The 14,081-nt window shown below is 62.4% G+C and carries 13 protein-coding genes; 11 read left to right on the plus strand and 2 right to left on the minus strand.

From position 1 onward, the window contains the following. The first annotated feature begins 65 nt into the window (after window positions 1-65). From VNT00_RS05075 to VNT00_RS05090, 4 genes are read left to right on the plus strand one after another with little or no spacing between them, the layout of a single operon-like run. The gene (locus VNT00_RS05075; protein ID WP_325585147.1) at window positions 66-986 is read left to right on the plus strand and encodes a branched-chain amino acid ABC transporter permease; all 921 of its coding nucleotides are present in this window, start codon (window positions 66-68) and stop codon (window positions 984-986) included. Window positions 987-1,013: 27 nt separating this feature from the next. Further along, window positions 1,014-2,012: a branched-chain amino acid ABC transporter permease gene (locus VNT00_RS05080; protein WP_325585148.1), complete on the plus strand. Its 999-nt coding sequence runs from the start codon at window positions 1,014-1,016 to the stop codon at window positions 2,010-2,012. Next, window positions 2,009-2,776, plus strand: a complete 768-nt coding sequence (locus VNT00_RS05085) for an ABC transporter ATP-binding protein (RefSeq protein ID WP_325585149.1) — start codon at window positions 2,009-2,011, stop codon at window positions 2,774-2,776. Before VNT00_RS05080 ends, VNT00_RS05085 begins: the two co-directional genes overlap by 4 nt. 17 nt (window positions 2,777-2,793) lie before the next feature. Continuing rightward, entirely contained in the window at window positions 2,794-3,492 is a 699-nt protein-coding gene (locus VNT00_RS05090; protein WP_325585150.1) for an ABC transporter ATP-binding protein, read from the plus strand. Here the strand turns inward: VNT00_RS05090 and VNT00_RS05095 are convergent. Next, complete coding sequence (locus VNT00_RS05095; protein ID WP_325585151.1) at window positions 3,477-4,517, minus strand: aromatic ring-hydroxylating dioxygenase subunit alpha; 1,041 nt, start codon at window positions 4,515-4,517, stop codon at window positions 3,477-3,479. The two genes, VNT00_RS05090 and VNT00_RS05095, sit on opposite strands and share 16 nt — an antisense overlap. A gap of 100 nt (window positions 4,518-4,617) precedes the next feature. Between VNT00_RS05095 and VNT00_RS05100 the strand changes: the two genes are divergently transcribed. From VNT00_RS05100 to VNT00_RS05130, 7 genes are all read left to right on the plus strand, one after another. Continuing rightward, complete coding sequence (locus tag VNT00_RS05100; RefSeq protein WP_325585152.1) at window positions 4,618-5,568, plus strand: LysR family transcriptional regulator; 951 nt, start codon at window positions 4,618-4,620, stop codon at window positions 5,566-5,568. A gap of 158 nt (window positions 5,569-5,726) precedes the next feature. Then, window positions 5,727-6,590, plus strand: coding sequence for an alpha/beta hydrolase (locus VNT00_RS05105; protein ID WP_325585153.1), 864 nt, complete (start codon window positions 5,727-5,729; stop codon window positions 6,588-6,590). Between the two features lie 14 nt (window positions 6,591-6,604). Further along, window positions 6,605-7,957, plus strand: coding sequence for an adenosylmethionine--8-amino-7-oxononanoate transaminase (locus tag VNT00_RS05110; protein ID WP_325585154.1), 1,353 nt, complete (start codon window positions 6,605-6,607; stop codon window positions 7,955-7,957). Between the two features lie 2 nt (window positions 7,958-7,959). Beyond that, the gene (gene bioF / locus VNT00_RS05115; protein WP_325585155.1) at window positions 7,960-9,156 is read left to right on the plus strand and encodes an 8-amino-7-oxononanoate synthase; all 1,197 of its coding nucleotides are present in this window, start codon (window positions 7,960-7,962) and stop codon (window positions 9,154-9,156) included. Then, a complete protein-coding gene (gene bioD / locus VNT00_RS05120) occupies window positions 9,149-9,859 on the plus strand; it encodes a dethiobiotin synthase (RefSeq protein ID WP_325585156.1) in 711 nt (236 codons plus the stop codon). Before bioF ends, bioD begins: the two co-directional genes overlap by 8 nt. A gap of 278 nt (window positions 9,860-10,137) precedes the next feature. Beyond that, complete coding sequence (locus VNT00_RS05125; RefSeq protein WP_325585158.1) at window positions 10,138-10,347, plus strand: hypothetical protein; 210 nt, start codon at window positions 10,138-10,140, stop codon at window positions 10,345-10,347. A gap of 412 nt (window positions 10,348-10,759) precedes the next feature. Continuing rightward, entirely contained in the window at window positions 10,760-12,340 is a 1,581-nt protein-coding gene (locus tag VNT00_RS05130; RefSeq protein WP_325585160.1) for a malonate--CoA ligase, read from the plus strand. 104 nt (window positions 12,341-12,444) lie between these two features. Here VNT00_RS05130 and cls read toward each other — a convergent pair whose 3' ends face one another. Further along, the gene (gene cls / locus VNT00_RS05135) at window positions 12,445-13,896 is read right to left on the minus strand and encodes a cardiolipin synthase (protein ID WP_325585162.1); all 1,452 of its coding nucleotides are present in this window, start codon (window positions 13,894-13,896) and stop codon (window positions 12,445-12,447) included. Window positions 13,897-14,081: the final 185 nt, after the last annotated feature.

The raw sequence follows: 14,081 nt of genomic DNA on the forward strand, positions 1-14,081 counted from the left end.
AAAAGGGGGTTGGGGCGCGCAGCCTGGTTCGGCCGTGCGCCTTGCCTTCAAGACGGAAGTCATCAATGAATAGTTCACTGTTTCTGTCCCAGTTGCTCAACGGCCTGCAACTGGGGGTTCTGCTGTTCTTGCTGTCGTCGGGGCTGACCCTGATCTTCGGCATCATGAACTTCATCAACCTGGCGCACGGCTCGCTGTACATGGTGGGCGCCTTCATCGGCGCAGCCACCTACAACGCCAGCGGCTCCTTCCTGTTTTCGGTGGCGGCCGCCATGGCCTCCGCGGCCATCGTGGGGGCGCTCATCGAGCACCTGGTGGCGCGGCCGCTGTACCGCTACGATCATTTGTATCAAGTGCTGGCCACGTTCGGGCTGATGATGTTCTTCAATGAACTGGCCATCGTCATATGGGGCAACCGGCCGTATTTCGTCGAGATCCCGCAATTCATCCGCGGCGCCGTCACCATTTTCGGCGCGCCGTATCCTGTTTACCGCCTGCTGATCATCGCGATCGGCATCGTGGTGGCGTTCGGCGCATGGTTCCTCATCCAGAGGACGCGGTTCGGCATGCTGACCCGCGCCGGCGCCACCAGTTCCGCCATGGTCAGCGTCCTGGGTGTGAATATCGATCTGCTCAAGAAGGCCCTGTTCATGCTGGGCGCCGCCCTGAGCGGGCTGGCGGGAACGCTGGCCGGCCCCATACTCTCGGTGCAGTCGGGCATGGGCGACCCGGTGCTCATCCTGGCCCTGGTGGTGATCGTGGTCGGCGGCATCGGTTCCATACGGGGCGCCTTGTTCGCCGCCATCGTCATCGCCATCATCGACACACTGGGCAGGGCGTATCTGCCGTTCCTGCTGGGCCTGGTGCTGCCGCCGTCCGCGGCCAACACAACGGGAAATGCCGTGGCATCCATGCTCATCTACATTCTCATGGCCTTCGTTCTGGCCTTCAGGCCGCACGGCATCATGGTTTCCGCCAAGCGTTAGCGGCAGGCGGCAAGGAAGGAATCGATCATGTTTAGAGTGAAATCCGTAATCTGGATAGCGGCCCTGTTTTTCGTGCTGGCCTGCATCCCGTTCGTGGCGCATGCGCTGGACGAACCGTTCTACGTCACGTTCTTCGCGCGCGTGCTGGTCTATGCATTGGCTGCTTGCGCCCTGAACGTCGTGCTGGGCCTGGCGGGCCTGGTCAGCTTCGGGCATGCCATGTTCATCGGCCTGGGCTGCTACACCGTGGGAATACTCAGCTACTACGGCATCGACAATGGCTGGATTCAACTGCTGGTGTGCATTGCCGCCTGCGTGGTGGTGGGCGTGCTGGTCGGCACGGTCTGCCTGCGCACCTCGGGCATCGGCTTCATCATGATCACCCTGGCTTTTTCGCAGATGCTGTATTTCCTGATGATCAGCCTGACGGAATTCGGCGGCGACGACGGCCTGAATATCTACGCGCCCAGCGATTTCGGGTTTTTCCAGCTCGACGGCAGCAGCGAGGTGTATTGGGCGGCATGGGCGCTGTTGCTGGCGCTGGCCGTGTTCCTGTTGCGGTTCCGGGTGTCGCCCTTCGGCATGGTGCTGCGCGCCACGCACATCAATCCGCGGCGGGTGGATGCGTTCGGCTACTCGGTGTTCGGGGTGCAACTGGCGTCCTACGTCATGTCCGGCGTCATCACGGGCATCGCGGGGTTCCTGCTGGCCAACCTCACCGCCTTCGCTTCTCCCAGCTATATCGCCTGGCATGTTTCGGGCGAACTGATCGTCATGGTCGTGATCGGCGGCATCGGCGCGGTGACCGGCCCCATCGTCGGCGCCCTGGCTTTCCTGGTGATGGAAGACGTGCTCAAGGGCTGGACCTCGCACTGGATGCTGATAATGGGGCCGATCATCGTGCTGATCGCCTTGCTGGGCAGAAACCAGTTCGCCTGGCTGAAGGCCTGCCTGAAAAGGCCGGCGCCCTCGGCCGGCCCCGCGCGCCCCATCGCCAGCAGTTCCGTTGCGGGAGAAAGCCTATGAACGCCGCGGCGAATCCCCTTGCGCTGCGCACCAGCGGGCTGGTGCGCTATTTTGGCGGGCTGAAGGCGACCAACGATGTTTCCTTCGATATCGCTCCCGGCGAACTGCGGGCCATCATCGGGCCCAACGGTGCCGGCAAGACCACGCTCATCAACCTGCTGACGGGCGAGCTGTCGGCTCATGAAGGCCGGATATTCATCGGCAGCAACGACGTCACGGCCCAGCCCATTCAACAGCGCGTCGGGCTGGGGCTGCTGCGCTCGTACCAGATCACCTCGGTGTTCGACGCCTTCACCGTCTACGAGAACGTATGCCTGGCGGCCCGGCGCAAGCAGGGCCTGGGCTTTGCCGTGTGGAAGCCATTGACCGGCTATCGCGACATCGCCGACAAGGCGCTGCGTGTGATCCAGGACTGCCATTTGGGCGACGTGGCGCATGTCACCGCCGACAACCTGGCCTATGGGCAGCGGCGGCAGCTGGAAATCGCCATGGCCCTGGCGGCCGACCCGCGCATCCTGCTGCTGGATGAACCCATGGCGGGAATGAGCTCTGCCGAAGGCGCCGCCGCCGTTGAAATGCTGCGTTCGCTCAAAGGCAAATACACCATTTTATTGGTCGAGCACGACATGAACGCCGTTTTCGCGCTGGCCGACCGCATCAGCGTCCTGGTGTACGGAAGCATCGTGGCCACAGGCACCGTCGAAGAAATCCGCAACCACCCCGAAGTCCGCCGCGCCTATCTGGGCGATGACGAGGACGCTTGAATACAGGAGCCCCGGGCATGCTTTCCATTCAGCAGTTGGCCGCCAAGTACGGCGCGTCGCAAGCGCTTTTCAATGTCGATCTCGAGGTGGCGGCGGGACAGGTGGTCGGCCTGATCGGCCGCAACGGCATGGGGCGCACCACCGTCATCAAGTGCTTGTTCGGCCTGCTGCCGTCCGTGGCCGGTACCATACAGTTCGAGAACAAGCGTCTCAACGGACTGGCGCCGTATCGAATCGGGCGCCTGGGCATTTCGCTGGTGCCCGAGGGCCGGCAGATATTTCCAACCCTCAGCGTCGAGGAAAATCTGGTCGCCACGGCCTCCAAATCCGGAGCCTCCAGCCCATGGACGCTGGAGCGCATCTACCGCTTTTTCCCTCGTTTGAAAGAGCGTCGGCAGAACCTGGGCACGCAGTTGTCGGGCGGCGAGCAGCAGATGCTGGCCATCGGCCGGGCCCTGATGACCAACCCCCGCTTGCTGGTGCTGGACGAGGCCACCGAGGGCCTGGCGCCCATTGTCCGGGCGGAAATCTGGAAAGTGCTGCAGGAACTCAAGAGCGAAGGTCTTTCCATGATCGTGGTCGACAAGAACACCAAGGCGCTGCTGCGCCTGGCCGACCATAATTTCATTCTGGACAAGGGCGTGACCGTGTGGCGGGGCAGCTCGCCCGAACTGGCCGCCCGCCCGGACCTGATCGACCGCTATGTGGGCGTTTGAGCCGGAGCCTGCCGTTCGCCATCGATCATTTTTTCCAGCTTGCGGCGCGCGCGCACTGCGCCGGCATCGGTTGTCAGCAAAACAGGACCCAGACCGAATAGATCGTCGGTGCCCATGGCCATTTGTTGTTCGCGTAGCATGGGTTTGTCTTGGTTGCCGAAGGCATTGAGCATGGCCGCCTGGCGTTTGGCGTTGACGTCTTCATCATCCATGAGAAATTGCCGGGTCAGCCAGAAGAAGTAGTGCGAGGTGCCGGCGGTTTCCGGCGTGGCGATGTGGGCGTTGTGGGTCAGCAGGCCCTGCTCGTAAGGCTGCCCCGTTGGCACGATGGCGATGTCCAGCTTCATGGTGGCCGGAGCCTGCCAGTGCACTTGGGTTCGGAAATCCACCGCCTGACCTGGTTGCGGCAGGTATTGGTCATAGGCCGGCAGGGCTTTTTCGTTGTTGTTTTCCCAGGTGATGCATAGGCCGTCTCCGGCTTCCTCAACGGCTGGCTTCGAGCGGGTGAAGGCGCCGCCGCCTACCGACTCGGGGTGCAGGAAATCGGCATGACTGAGATCCATGACATTGTCGGCGATCAGCTTGTAATTGGATTCCGTCCATAAATAGCCGCGTGATGCCGCACTGGGTTTGACGGCGTGCATGAAGCTGAAATCAGGAATTGTATGGGGGGTGGCTTGGGCTTCTTCGCCCATCCATATCCAGATAACGCCGTGCCGCTCGATGACGGCATAGGCCTTTACGCGAGCGGCCTTGGGGATATTGCCGTGGGGGTTGCGCGTACAGGCTCCCGAGCAGTCGAACTCCAGCCCGTGATAGGCGCACTGGATGGCATCGCCAGTGATGCGGCCAAGATGCAACGGCACGAAGCGGTGGGGGCAGCGGTCGTGCAGGGCGGCAATCGCGCTGTCGGCGCGGCGATAGAAGGCGATAGGCTCATCGAGCAGAGTTCGATGAAAGATTTCGCCTGGTTGCACGTCGTCGGCCCATGCGGCCATGTACCAGGTATTGCGCAGATAGTCCATGTCGATCCTCCTTGTCGTAGTTCATGGATCAACTGTAGCGATTGTCATAGAATGTTAGAAGCAAATTCTAGTTATTCACACTATTTGATTTATTTATACTTTGTCCATCGATCTCAATCTTTTGCGGGTGCTGCTGGCGGTTTATGAAACCGGCAATGTCACCCTGGCAGCGTCGAGCCTCAATATGAGCCAACCGGCGGCCAGCGCCGCTTTGGGGCGCCTGCGCCGGGCCTTTGGCGACCCGCTCTTCGTCAGGCGCGATCTACGCATGGAGCCTACGCCACTGGCGCAAAGCATCATCAGAAAAACACGCGAGGTCATCGATGTCATTGACCACGACATTCTGTCTCCCGCGCAGTTCGAGCCGCGGCATTATTCGGGCGAGTTCTGTTTTTGCCTGACCGAAGTGGGCGAGGTCGTGCTGTTGCCGATGCTGCATCAGCGGATCAAGCAATTGGCGCCGGCAGCCAGGCTAAGGTCGATCAGCTTGAACCCGCGCGATCTCGATGACGCCTTGCGTGATGGACGGGTGGATCTGGCAATCGGCTATTTTCCCGATTTGACTGGTGCCGACATGTATCAGCAAAGACTGTTTTCTCATGATCTGGCATGCGTAGTTCGTTTGGGTCACAGAATTCGCGGCATGCGCATGACGATGAAGCAATTCTCCTCCGCCGAGCATTTGTTGGTGCGCGACGGCAGCCGCAGCCTGGAAATGTACGAGCAGCATCTCGTCGATCATGGGATAGAGCGCCGCATTGCCATGCAGACCTCGCATTACATGAGCGTTCCCGCTTTGGTCGAGCAGTCCGATTTCGTAGTGGTGCTGCCCCGTACGATTGCGCAGATGTTCGCCAGTGGCGGCAATATCCGGGTCGTGGGCGCTCCGGCCGATATTCCTCGCTACGATCTGAAGCAGTATTGGCACAGGCGCTTTAACAATGACTCCCGCAACAAATGGCTCAGGGGCGTGGTTTTCGAGGCGTTCGAGGGCTTTCTTGCCGATTCCGCGCCGTCAGGGAAAGCGGAACGAGGTGGAGCGCCGACGTAATGACTAGGAGGCGGCTTTGCTCAGCGGGCATGGCCGGCAGCTTATGGATTATATTGTTAGGCTTGACTCAATAATATCTGGACGTGGCTGCCGGCCCGCGCCTTGCTGTCGCGCGGCGGCGCCCCGTATCGGTTCGAAAAATCAATGGAGAATGGTGTATGTCGAGTATCAGCGGTGTGGTGCAAGGAAGGGTTCAGTGCCCGTCCGATCTCAGCGAGGCGAACTATAACCTGCAGAAGGCGTTTCCGGATTTTGCCGAGACGCTGGGCCGCTGGCGCAGCAGCAGCCGCGAAGTCCTGCAAAAGCTGACGCCTTCCGTCGACATTCCCTATGGCGACAAGCCGCTGCAGAACCTGGATTTCTACCGCGCGGCGGCCGTCAACACGCCCTTGCTGGTTTTCGTCCATGGCGGGTATTGGCAGGGCGGGGACAAGAACGACGTGGGTTTCATTGCCGCGCCTTATGTCCAGGCCGGCATCAGCGTGGCCGTCATCAACTATTCGCTGGCGCCGGCGGCCCGGGTCGAGGACATGGTCGCGGAAGTGCGCCAGGCCATTGCCTGGCTGCGCCAGAACGCCGAGCATCTTTCCGTGAACACCAGCCGCATCTCGTTGATGGGACACTCGGCGGGCGGCCATCTGGTCGCCTCCATGATCGCCCAGGACGAAGAAGGGACGCGCTATCCCCATCTGGCCAATGTGTTCCCCGTCAGCGGCCTGTTCGACTTGCCGCCGCTGCTGCCTTCCTACGTGAATAACGCACTGTCGCTGGATCTTGCGCGGGCCGAGGCGCTAAGCCCCATTACCGGGTCGGGTCCGCGGGCGACCCGCGTCTACACCATCATCGGCGAACTGGAAACCACCCAACTGCACCTGCAGTCGTTCGCCCTGGCGCAGCGCTGGAAGCAGGTGCTGGCGCACTATGTCGTGCCTGCCACGGATCACTTCACGGTGCTGGAAGCGCTGGGCGATCCGGCCTCCGTCTATGCCCAGGCGGTGATCCAGGCCATCAACGCCCAATAAAGGTGGAGCAGTCCTTGAACACCCCGGCAGTCAATCATGAATCGGACTGGGTGGCGCGCAGCCTGAGCAGTGTGTGGCATCCGTGCACCCAGATGCAGCATCACGAAACCATGCCCTTGGTGCCCGTCAGCCATGGGCGCGGCGCCTGGCTTTACGACCACGACGGCCATCGCTACCTGGACGGCATCAGCTCGTGGTGGGTCAATCTGTTCGGCCACGCCAATCCTCGCATCAACGACGCCATCAAGGATCAGCTCGACCTGCTCGAGCACGCCATGCTGGCGGGCTTTACCCACGAGCCCGTCGTGCGGCTTTCTGAACGCCTGTCCGCCCTGACGGGCAATGTGCTGGGGCATTGCTTTTATGCTTCCGACGGCGCGTCGGCAGTCGAGATCGCCTTGAAGATGAGCTTTCACTTCTGGCGCAACAGCGGTTGCACGGACAAGCGCGAGTTCGTCTGCGTTCAGGGCAGCTACCATGGCGAAACCATCGGCGCCCTGGCCGTGACCGACGTGGCCCTGTTCAAGGAGGCCTACAGCCCCTTGGTGCATCAAGCGCACGTGGCGCCGTCGCCGGACGCGCGCCTGGCGGAGCCGGGCGAGTCCGCGGCCGACGTGGCGCGCCGTGCCGTGGCGGGCCTGGACGCCTTGCTGCAGGCGCGGGAAGGGCGGGTGGCGGCGGTCATCGTCGAGCCGCTCGTGCAATGCGCGACCGGCATGGCCATGCACGACCCGCTTTATCTTTCCGAGCTGCGGCGTGTTTGCGATGCGCACCACGTGCACATGATCGCCGACGAAATCGCGGTGGGCTGCGGGCGCAGCGGCACGTTCTTCGCCTGCGAGCAGGCCGGTGTCTGGCCGGATTTCCTGTGCCTTTCCAAGGGAATCAGCGGCGGCTACCTGCCCCTGTCGCTGGTGATGACGCGCGACAACGTATTCCAGGCCTTCTACGACCAGGACGTGACGCGCGGGTTCCTGCACTCGCATTCGTATACCGGCAATCCGCTGGCCTGCCGCGCCGCCCTGGCAACCCTGGATATTTTCGACGAGGACGACGTCCTCAACGCCAATCGCCGGCGCGCAATTGCACTGACCAAGGCTTTGCAGCCCTTGGCGGAACATCCCCGCGTACGCCATTTCCGCAATCGCGGCATGATCTGGGCCTTCGATGCCCAGTGTTCGACGCCGCGGCAGCAGGTGGGCTTTTCGCGCAATTACTTTACCGCCGCCTTGCGGCGCGAGCTGTTGCTGCGTCCCATCGGCAACACGGTGTACCTGATGCCGCCCTACGCGCTGGGCGACGAGGAAATCCATCACCTGGCCAGCCGCGCCCTGGCGGTTTTCGATGAAGTCCTGGCGGACGCATGACCATGGAACTGCTTACACGAATCCAGCGCGAATTGAACCTGCTGGAGCAGCAAGGCTTGCGGCGCATCCTGCGCGTGGCCGACACGCCCTGCGCGCCGCGAGTGCAGGTCGACGGGAAGCCGATGCTGGCTTTTTGCAGCAACGACTACCTGGGCCTGGCGGCCGATGCGCGCATTGTGCAGGCCTTGCGCGAAGGAGCCGGGATCTACGGTGCCGGAAGCGGCGCTTCGCATTTGATCAGCGGCCATTCCAGGGCGCATGCCCTTCTGGAAGAGCGGCTGGCGCACATGCTCGAGCCTTTCGTGCCGTCGGCCAAGGCCCTGTATTTCAGTACCGGGTATATGGCCAATCTGGCTCTCATGACGGCGCTGACCTGCATGGATCCGCAGGCGGAAATCTTCTCCGAGGCGCTGAACCATGCGTCCTTGATCGACGGCATGCGCCTTGCGCGCGCCGCGGTCAAGGTCTATGCCCATGGCGATGTCGCGGCGCTCGAACAATTGCTGGGCGCCAGCAAGTCGGCCACCAAGGTCGTCGTGACCGACAGCGTGTTCAGCATGGACGGCGATCTGGCCCCATTGCGGCAATTGCTGGCGTTGTGCGAAAAGCATGGGGCCTGGCTGGTCGTGGACGATGCCCATGGTTTTGGCGTGTTGGGGCGCAGAGGGCATGGCGTGCTGGAACACCTGGATCTGCGATCCGATCACCTAGTGTATTTGGGCACGCTGGGCAAGGCGGCGGGCGTAAGTGGAGCTTTTGTGGCCGCCCACGCCGACGTCGTCGACTGGATGGTGCAAAAGGCCCGCTCCTATATTTATACGACGGCCTCCTCGCCGGCTTTGGCCCATGCCTTGCTGACCAGCCTGGACATCATCGTCGGCGAAGAGGGCGCGCAGCGGCGGGTCCGTGTGGGGGAGTTGATCCAGGCCATGAGGGCCGGCCTGTCCGGCGGGAACTGGAACCTGCTGATGTCCGATACCTGCATCCAGCCGATAGTGGTGGGCGGCAACGAAGCGGCCCTGGACATGGCCGCCGCCTTGTTTCGCAAAGGCCTGTGGGTGCCCGCCATCAGGCCGCCAACCGTGCCGCGCGGCACGGCGCGGCTGCGGGTAACGTTGTCGGCCGCGCATACCGTGGATGATGTGCGGCAGTTGCTGGAGGCCTTGAACGCCATCCAGGCGGAGGAAGATCATGCCTGAATCCGGGCCATTGAAGTTTTCATGCTTTGTGACGGGAACCGATACGGAAATCGGCAAGACCCTGATTGCCAGTACCCTGGTGCATGCCCTGGCGCGGACTGGCCTGCGAGCGGCCGGCATGAAGCCGGTGGCGGCGGGGGCGCAATGGCAGGATGGCGCCTGGCACAACGAAGATGTCGACAGCCTGGTAAACGCCAGCAACGCCGGCCTGCCGCTTTCCCTGGTTTCGCCGTATCTGTTCCAGGATGCCATCGCGCCTCATATCGCCGCGCAGCGCGAAGGCGTGGCCATGCAGATCGAGCACATACAAGAGTGTTATGCCGCCATGGCCGCCCAGGCCGAGGCCATCGTGGTCGAGGGGGTGGGCGGGTTCTGCGTGCCCTTGACGCCAACGCTCGACACATCGGATCTGGCAAGCCGCCTTGCCTTGCCGGTGATACTTGTGGTCGGGCTCAGGCTGGGCTGCATCAGCCATGCCATGCTTACCGCCCAGGCCATCGAGGCGCGGGGCCTGACGCTGGCGGGCTGGGTCGTCAATACCGTCGACGCCGACATGCCGTTCCAGGCCGAAAACATCGATACGCTGCGCCAGCGTTTGAATGCGCCTTTGCTGGGGGTTGTGCCCCGGCTTGCGCAGCCTGGCGTGCAGGAAGCCGCCGGCTTTCTGGACTTTTCGCTGATGGAAGGCTGGCCGCGCGGTTGAAGCGTTTTTGCCAGTATCGCCTGCACCGCCTCGTTCAACGATTCTTCAGCTTTGTTACGCTGAGCAACGCTGTGCCAGCGTATTTGCGGTGCCTCCCGCATTGCGGTTCGTTTTCAGCCGGCTGTCATGTTTCGGATTTTTACATATGAGCGTGCGCGCTCCATGGCTTATGCAGAACCAAACGTGAGTTCAGGGTTCTTAACTTCAGAGTCTCGCCGTTGGGAGGGCTCTCGCCGGGAGGCATAGGCCGCCGGGCAACTGTTATTGGAGTCGTTTAAATGACCAAAACTACGCGTATCGCACTTGCATTATCTTCTTCGATTCTGTCCTTGGGCGTAGCGCTGGCGCCGTCCGCTTTTGCGGCGGGTACGCAGCAAGCCAAGACCTCGCACACGAAATCGGCGCACCATCACAAGAGTTCCAAGGCGAAATCCAGCAAGGCGACGGCCAAGAAGCCCGCAGCCCCCACGGCAGCCAAGGCTCAATAAGCCGCGGTATTGCCGAAGGCGGCGCGCATCCAGCGCCGCTCCAAAGGCCCGGCTATTTGCCGGGTTTTTATTTTTGCCGCCGGGCCGCCCCAAGGCAAAAAGCGCCCCCTAGGGGGGCAGCAAGCTGCGTAGCAGCGCGGCGTGGGGGCCCCTTCCGCCGCCGGGCCGCCCCAAGGCAAAAAGCGCCCCCTAGGGGGGCAGCAAGCTGCGTAGCAGCGCGGCGTGGGGGTTCTTTCCTCCGCCGGGCCGCCCCAAGGCAAAGAGCGCCCGCAGGTAAAATTTCCTGTCCATGGACGGCGCTGTGTCCGATAATGGCGCCTATCGGAGGGAGTTTTCAATTATCGGGAAGGCCGCCCGCGTCGGGACGTTTCGCGATGTGGGCGGGCCTTCGCATTTTCAGGAGCTTTGCGCAGTGGGTAACGCCAATTTGTATTCTTTGCTGGAGTCGGGCTTTCCCGGCGACCGTTCGGCCATTGCCATCGAAACGCCGCAAAACACCTATACGTGGAACGACATCGACCAGCAGTCGGCGCGGTACGCCAATCTGTTCAAGGGGCTGAATCTGGAGGCCGGATCCCGCATCGCCGTGCAGGTCGAAAAATCGCCCGAGGCGCTGATGCTGTATTTGGCCGCATTGCGATCCGGCTTGATCTACCTGCCGCTCAATACGGCCTACCGCGAGGCGGAGGTGGCGTATTTCCTCAACGATGCCGAACCGGCGGTAGTGGTGTGCTCCGGCGCGAACCTGTCCTGGGTGGAAAGCCTGGCCCGCAAGGCCGGGTGCGCCCAGGTGTATACGCTGGAGGCCGACGGCGGCGGCAGTTTGTCCGAACTTGCGCAGTCCCAGCCGTCCGGGTTTGCCACGGTCGAAAGCCGTGGCGACGACCTGGCCGCCATCCTGTATACCTCGGGCACGACGGGCCGCAGCAAGGGCGCCATGCTGTCGCATTCCAATCTTGGCGCCAATGCCTTGACCCTCAAACAGTACTGGGGCTGGCGCGGCGACGACGTGCTGCTGCACATGCTGCCCATCTTCCATGTGCATGGCCTGTTCGTGGCCTCGCATGGCGCCTTGCTGGCCGGGGCGAAGACCATCTGGCTGCCGAAGTTCGACCTGGAGCAGGCCCTGCATTACCTGCCGCAAAGCACCATGATGATGGGCGTGCCCACGTATTATGTCCGGCTTCTGGCCGACGAGCGGTTTACGCGCGATCTGTGCGGCCGCATGCGGCTTTTCATTTCCGGCTCGGCGCCGCTGCTTACCGAAACGTTCGCCAGCTTTCAGGAGCGCACCGGCCACACCATACTTGAACGCTACGGCATGAGCGAAACCGTCATGCTGACCTCCAATCCCTACGACGAACACGACGGCGAACGCATCGGAGGAACCGTGGGCCGGGCGCTTCCCGGCGTTTCCGTGCGGGTGGTCGACGACGCCGGCAAACCGCTGGCGGCGGGTGAAATCGGCAACGTGCAGGTGCGCGGGCCGAATGTGTTTTCGGGCTATTGGCGCATGCCCGAGAAAACCCGCGAAGAATTCACGCCTGACGGCTGGTTCAAGACCGGCGACGTGGGCCGCCTGGGGGCTGCCCTGAGCGACGACGGAAAGCCCGTGCAGAATATTCCCGACGATTACCTTTCCATCGTCGGGCGCAGCAAGGACCTGATCATCTCGGGCGGCTTCAATATTTATCCCAAGGAAATCGAGATGGTCATCGACGACATGCCGGGCGTGGCCGAATCGGCGGTCATCGGCGTGCCGCATCCCGATTTCGGCGAGGCGGTGGTCGCCGTGGTCGTGCCCAGGCCGGGGCAGCAGGTCGATGCGGCCGCCATGCAGGCCCGGCTCAAAAGCCTGGTCGCCAACTTCAAGGTGCCCAAGCATATCGCCCTGGTCGAGCAACTGCCGCGCAATACCATGGGGAAGGTGCAGAAAAACGTATTGCGCAACGACTACAAGGGCCTGTGGCAGTCTGTTTCCGATGCCGGCTGAGAAGTCAAGGCACTGGTGCGTTTGTGCATCGGGCTCGCTGCCTGGCCCGCGTGCGCGATGCGCCGGCGCGGCCTGCCCGTGAGCCGGGCGTTCATGCATTCAGCCTATAAGTAAGGGCTGGCCAGCCAGATGATGCGGTTGCGCAGCCGTTTCCTGAAGGGGATCTCGGCCAGGCCCTCCAGGGTCGTTCTGTCCGAATGGGCGATTTCGCCGTCGATCTGCTTTTCGATGGCAAGCGCCGTATCGCGGCTGTAGATTTCCACGTCCAGCTCGAAGTTCAGCCGCAGGCTGCGCGGATCCATGTTCGACGAACCCACGTACGACCACGCCCCGTCTATGGTGATGAGCTTCGAGTGGTTGAAGTTGCCGCGCGCGCGCCAGACGCGGCAGCCCGTGCGGATGACCTGATCCAGTTGCGCCGTCATGGCGTAGTTCACCAGGCGCAGATTGTTGCTGCCCGGGATGACGATGTCCACGATGATGCCCCGGCGGGCGGCGGTATTGATGGCCCCGAGCAGCGTGGCGTCGGGCAGAAAGTAGGGCGACTGGATGCGGATGTGCCGCTGCGCCACGGCAAAGGCGCCCAGCAGCATATTGTGGGTGCTGACGATGGCGCGGTCAGGGCCCGACCATATGCAGCGCGCCGGAACTTTCGGCTCGGGCGGACTCGAGGTTTCGTCGCACCATGTGTCGTACGGCAAGGCTTCCTTGGTCGTGAATTCCCAGTCCTGGGCGAAAACCGAAATCAACTGCATCACGATCGGGCCTTCCACCCGGAAATGCGTGTCGCCCGCTGTTTTGTCGCCCGCCACGGCGGTAACGAAGGCCTCGCGGATATTCATGCCTCCCGTGAAGCCGATGCGCCCGTCCACGACCAGGATCTTGCGGTGGCTGCGTAAATTGGCGTAGGGCATGCGCAGGCCCAGGGGGTTGGTCATGAACAGCGCCGTTTGTATGCCCTTTTTGCGCAGCAGATGAATGATGGGCGGGCGCGAGTACTTGGAGCCGATCGAGTCGATGAGCACGCGGATTTCCACCCCGCGCTCCTTGGCCCGCGCCAGCGCATCCGCGATTTTCCGGCCCTCGCTGTCATTGTCGAAAATATAGGTTTGCAGGGCAATGGATTTCCTGGCCTGGTCTATGGCCTGGATCATGGCGGGGTAGGTCTGGTCGCCGCCCACCAGCATGCGGATGTTGTTGCCATTGCGCAGCGGGTGCCGGCTGATCTTGTCGCCCAGAAGGCGCAGCGACTCGAACTGGCGCGCCGAATACTCGGCGATCTCGAAATTGGTCGGGCTTTGGATGCGGGAGTATTCCTTCAGCGATTTGTCTCGCTGCTGCGAAATCTGGTCGCGCCGGATCCGGTTGATGCCCGCGATCAGGTACAAAAAAGGGCCGACCAGCGGCGACATCAAAATAACGCCAACCCAGCTTATGGCCGCGCGCACGTCGTTCTTGGTCATGGCGGCATGCACCGCCGCCGTCGCACCGGTAACCACCGAGACCAGAAAAACAAGATGGGGCCAGTATTCCTCGAACAGTGTTTGCAGGGTCATGAAGGCCGACAAGCTGATTGAAATGGGGGCTGGCGCAAAGCGCGAATCGCCGGGTTGCGCCCGTGCATCGCCCGGCTGGGCCGAAGTAAACCCGGCGCGGTGCTCCAGCCGACAGCGTCAAGTATATAGATGCTCTCGCCATTGCGCACAAGCGCGTATGAAACTATTCCCAGTTCATGCTAGAA

Source organism: Eoetvoesiella sp. (genome assembly GCF_035555955.1).
Taxonomy (GTDB): Bacteria; Pseudomonadota; Gammaproteobacteria; order Burkholderiales; family Burkholderiaceae_B; genus Eoetvoesia.

What these genes read in the sequence shown, in the direction of transcription:
- VNT00_RS05075 (WP_325585147.1), top strand. Translation starts at nt 66, where the DNA reads ATGAATAGTTCACTGTTTCTGTCCCAGTTGCTCAACGGCCTGCAACTG.
- VNT00_RS05080 (WP_325585148.1), top strand. Translation starts at nt 1,014, where the DNA reads ATGTTTAGAGTGAAATCCGTAATCTGGATAGCGGCCCTGTTTTTCGTG.
- VNT00_RS05085 (WP_325585149.1), top strand. Translation starts at nt 2,009, where the DNA reads ATGAACGCCGCGGCGAATCCCCTTGCGCTGCGCACCAGCGGGCTGGTG.
- VNT00_RS05090 (WP_325585150.1), top strand. Translation starts at nt 2,794, where the DNA reads ATGCTTTCCATTCAGCAGTTGGCCGCCAAGTACGGCGCGTCGCAAGCG.
- VNT00_RS05095 (WP_325585151.1), bottom strand. Translation starts at nt 4,517, where the DNA reads ATGGACTATCTGCGCAATACCTGGTACATGGCCGCATGGGCCGACGAC.
- VNT00_RS05105 (WP_325585153.1), top strand. Translation starts at nt 5,727, where the DNA reads ATGTCGAGTATCAGCGGTGTGGTGCAAGGAAGGGTTCAGTGCCCGTCC.
- bioF (WP_325585155.1), top strand. Translation starts at nt 7,960, where the DNA reads ATGGAACTGCTTACACGAATCCAGCGCGAATTGAACCTGCTGGAGCAG.
- bioD (WP_325585156.1), top strand. Translation starts at nt 9,149, where the DNA reads ATGCCTGAATCCGGGCCATTGAAGTTTTCATGCTTTGTGACGGGAACC.
- VNT00_RS05125 (WP_325585158.1), top strand. Translation starts at nt 10,138, where the DNA reads ATGACCAAAACTACGCGTATCGCACTTGCATTATCTTCTTCGATTCTG.
- cls (WP_325585162.1), bottom strand. Translation starts at nt 13,896, where the DNA reads ATGACCCTGCAAACACTGTTCGAGGAATACTGGCCCCATCTTGTTTTT.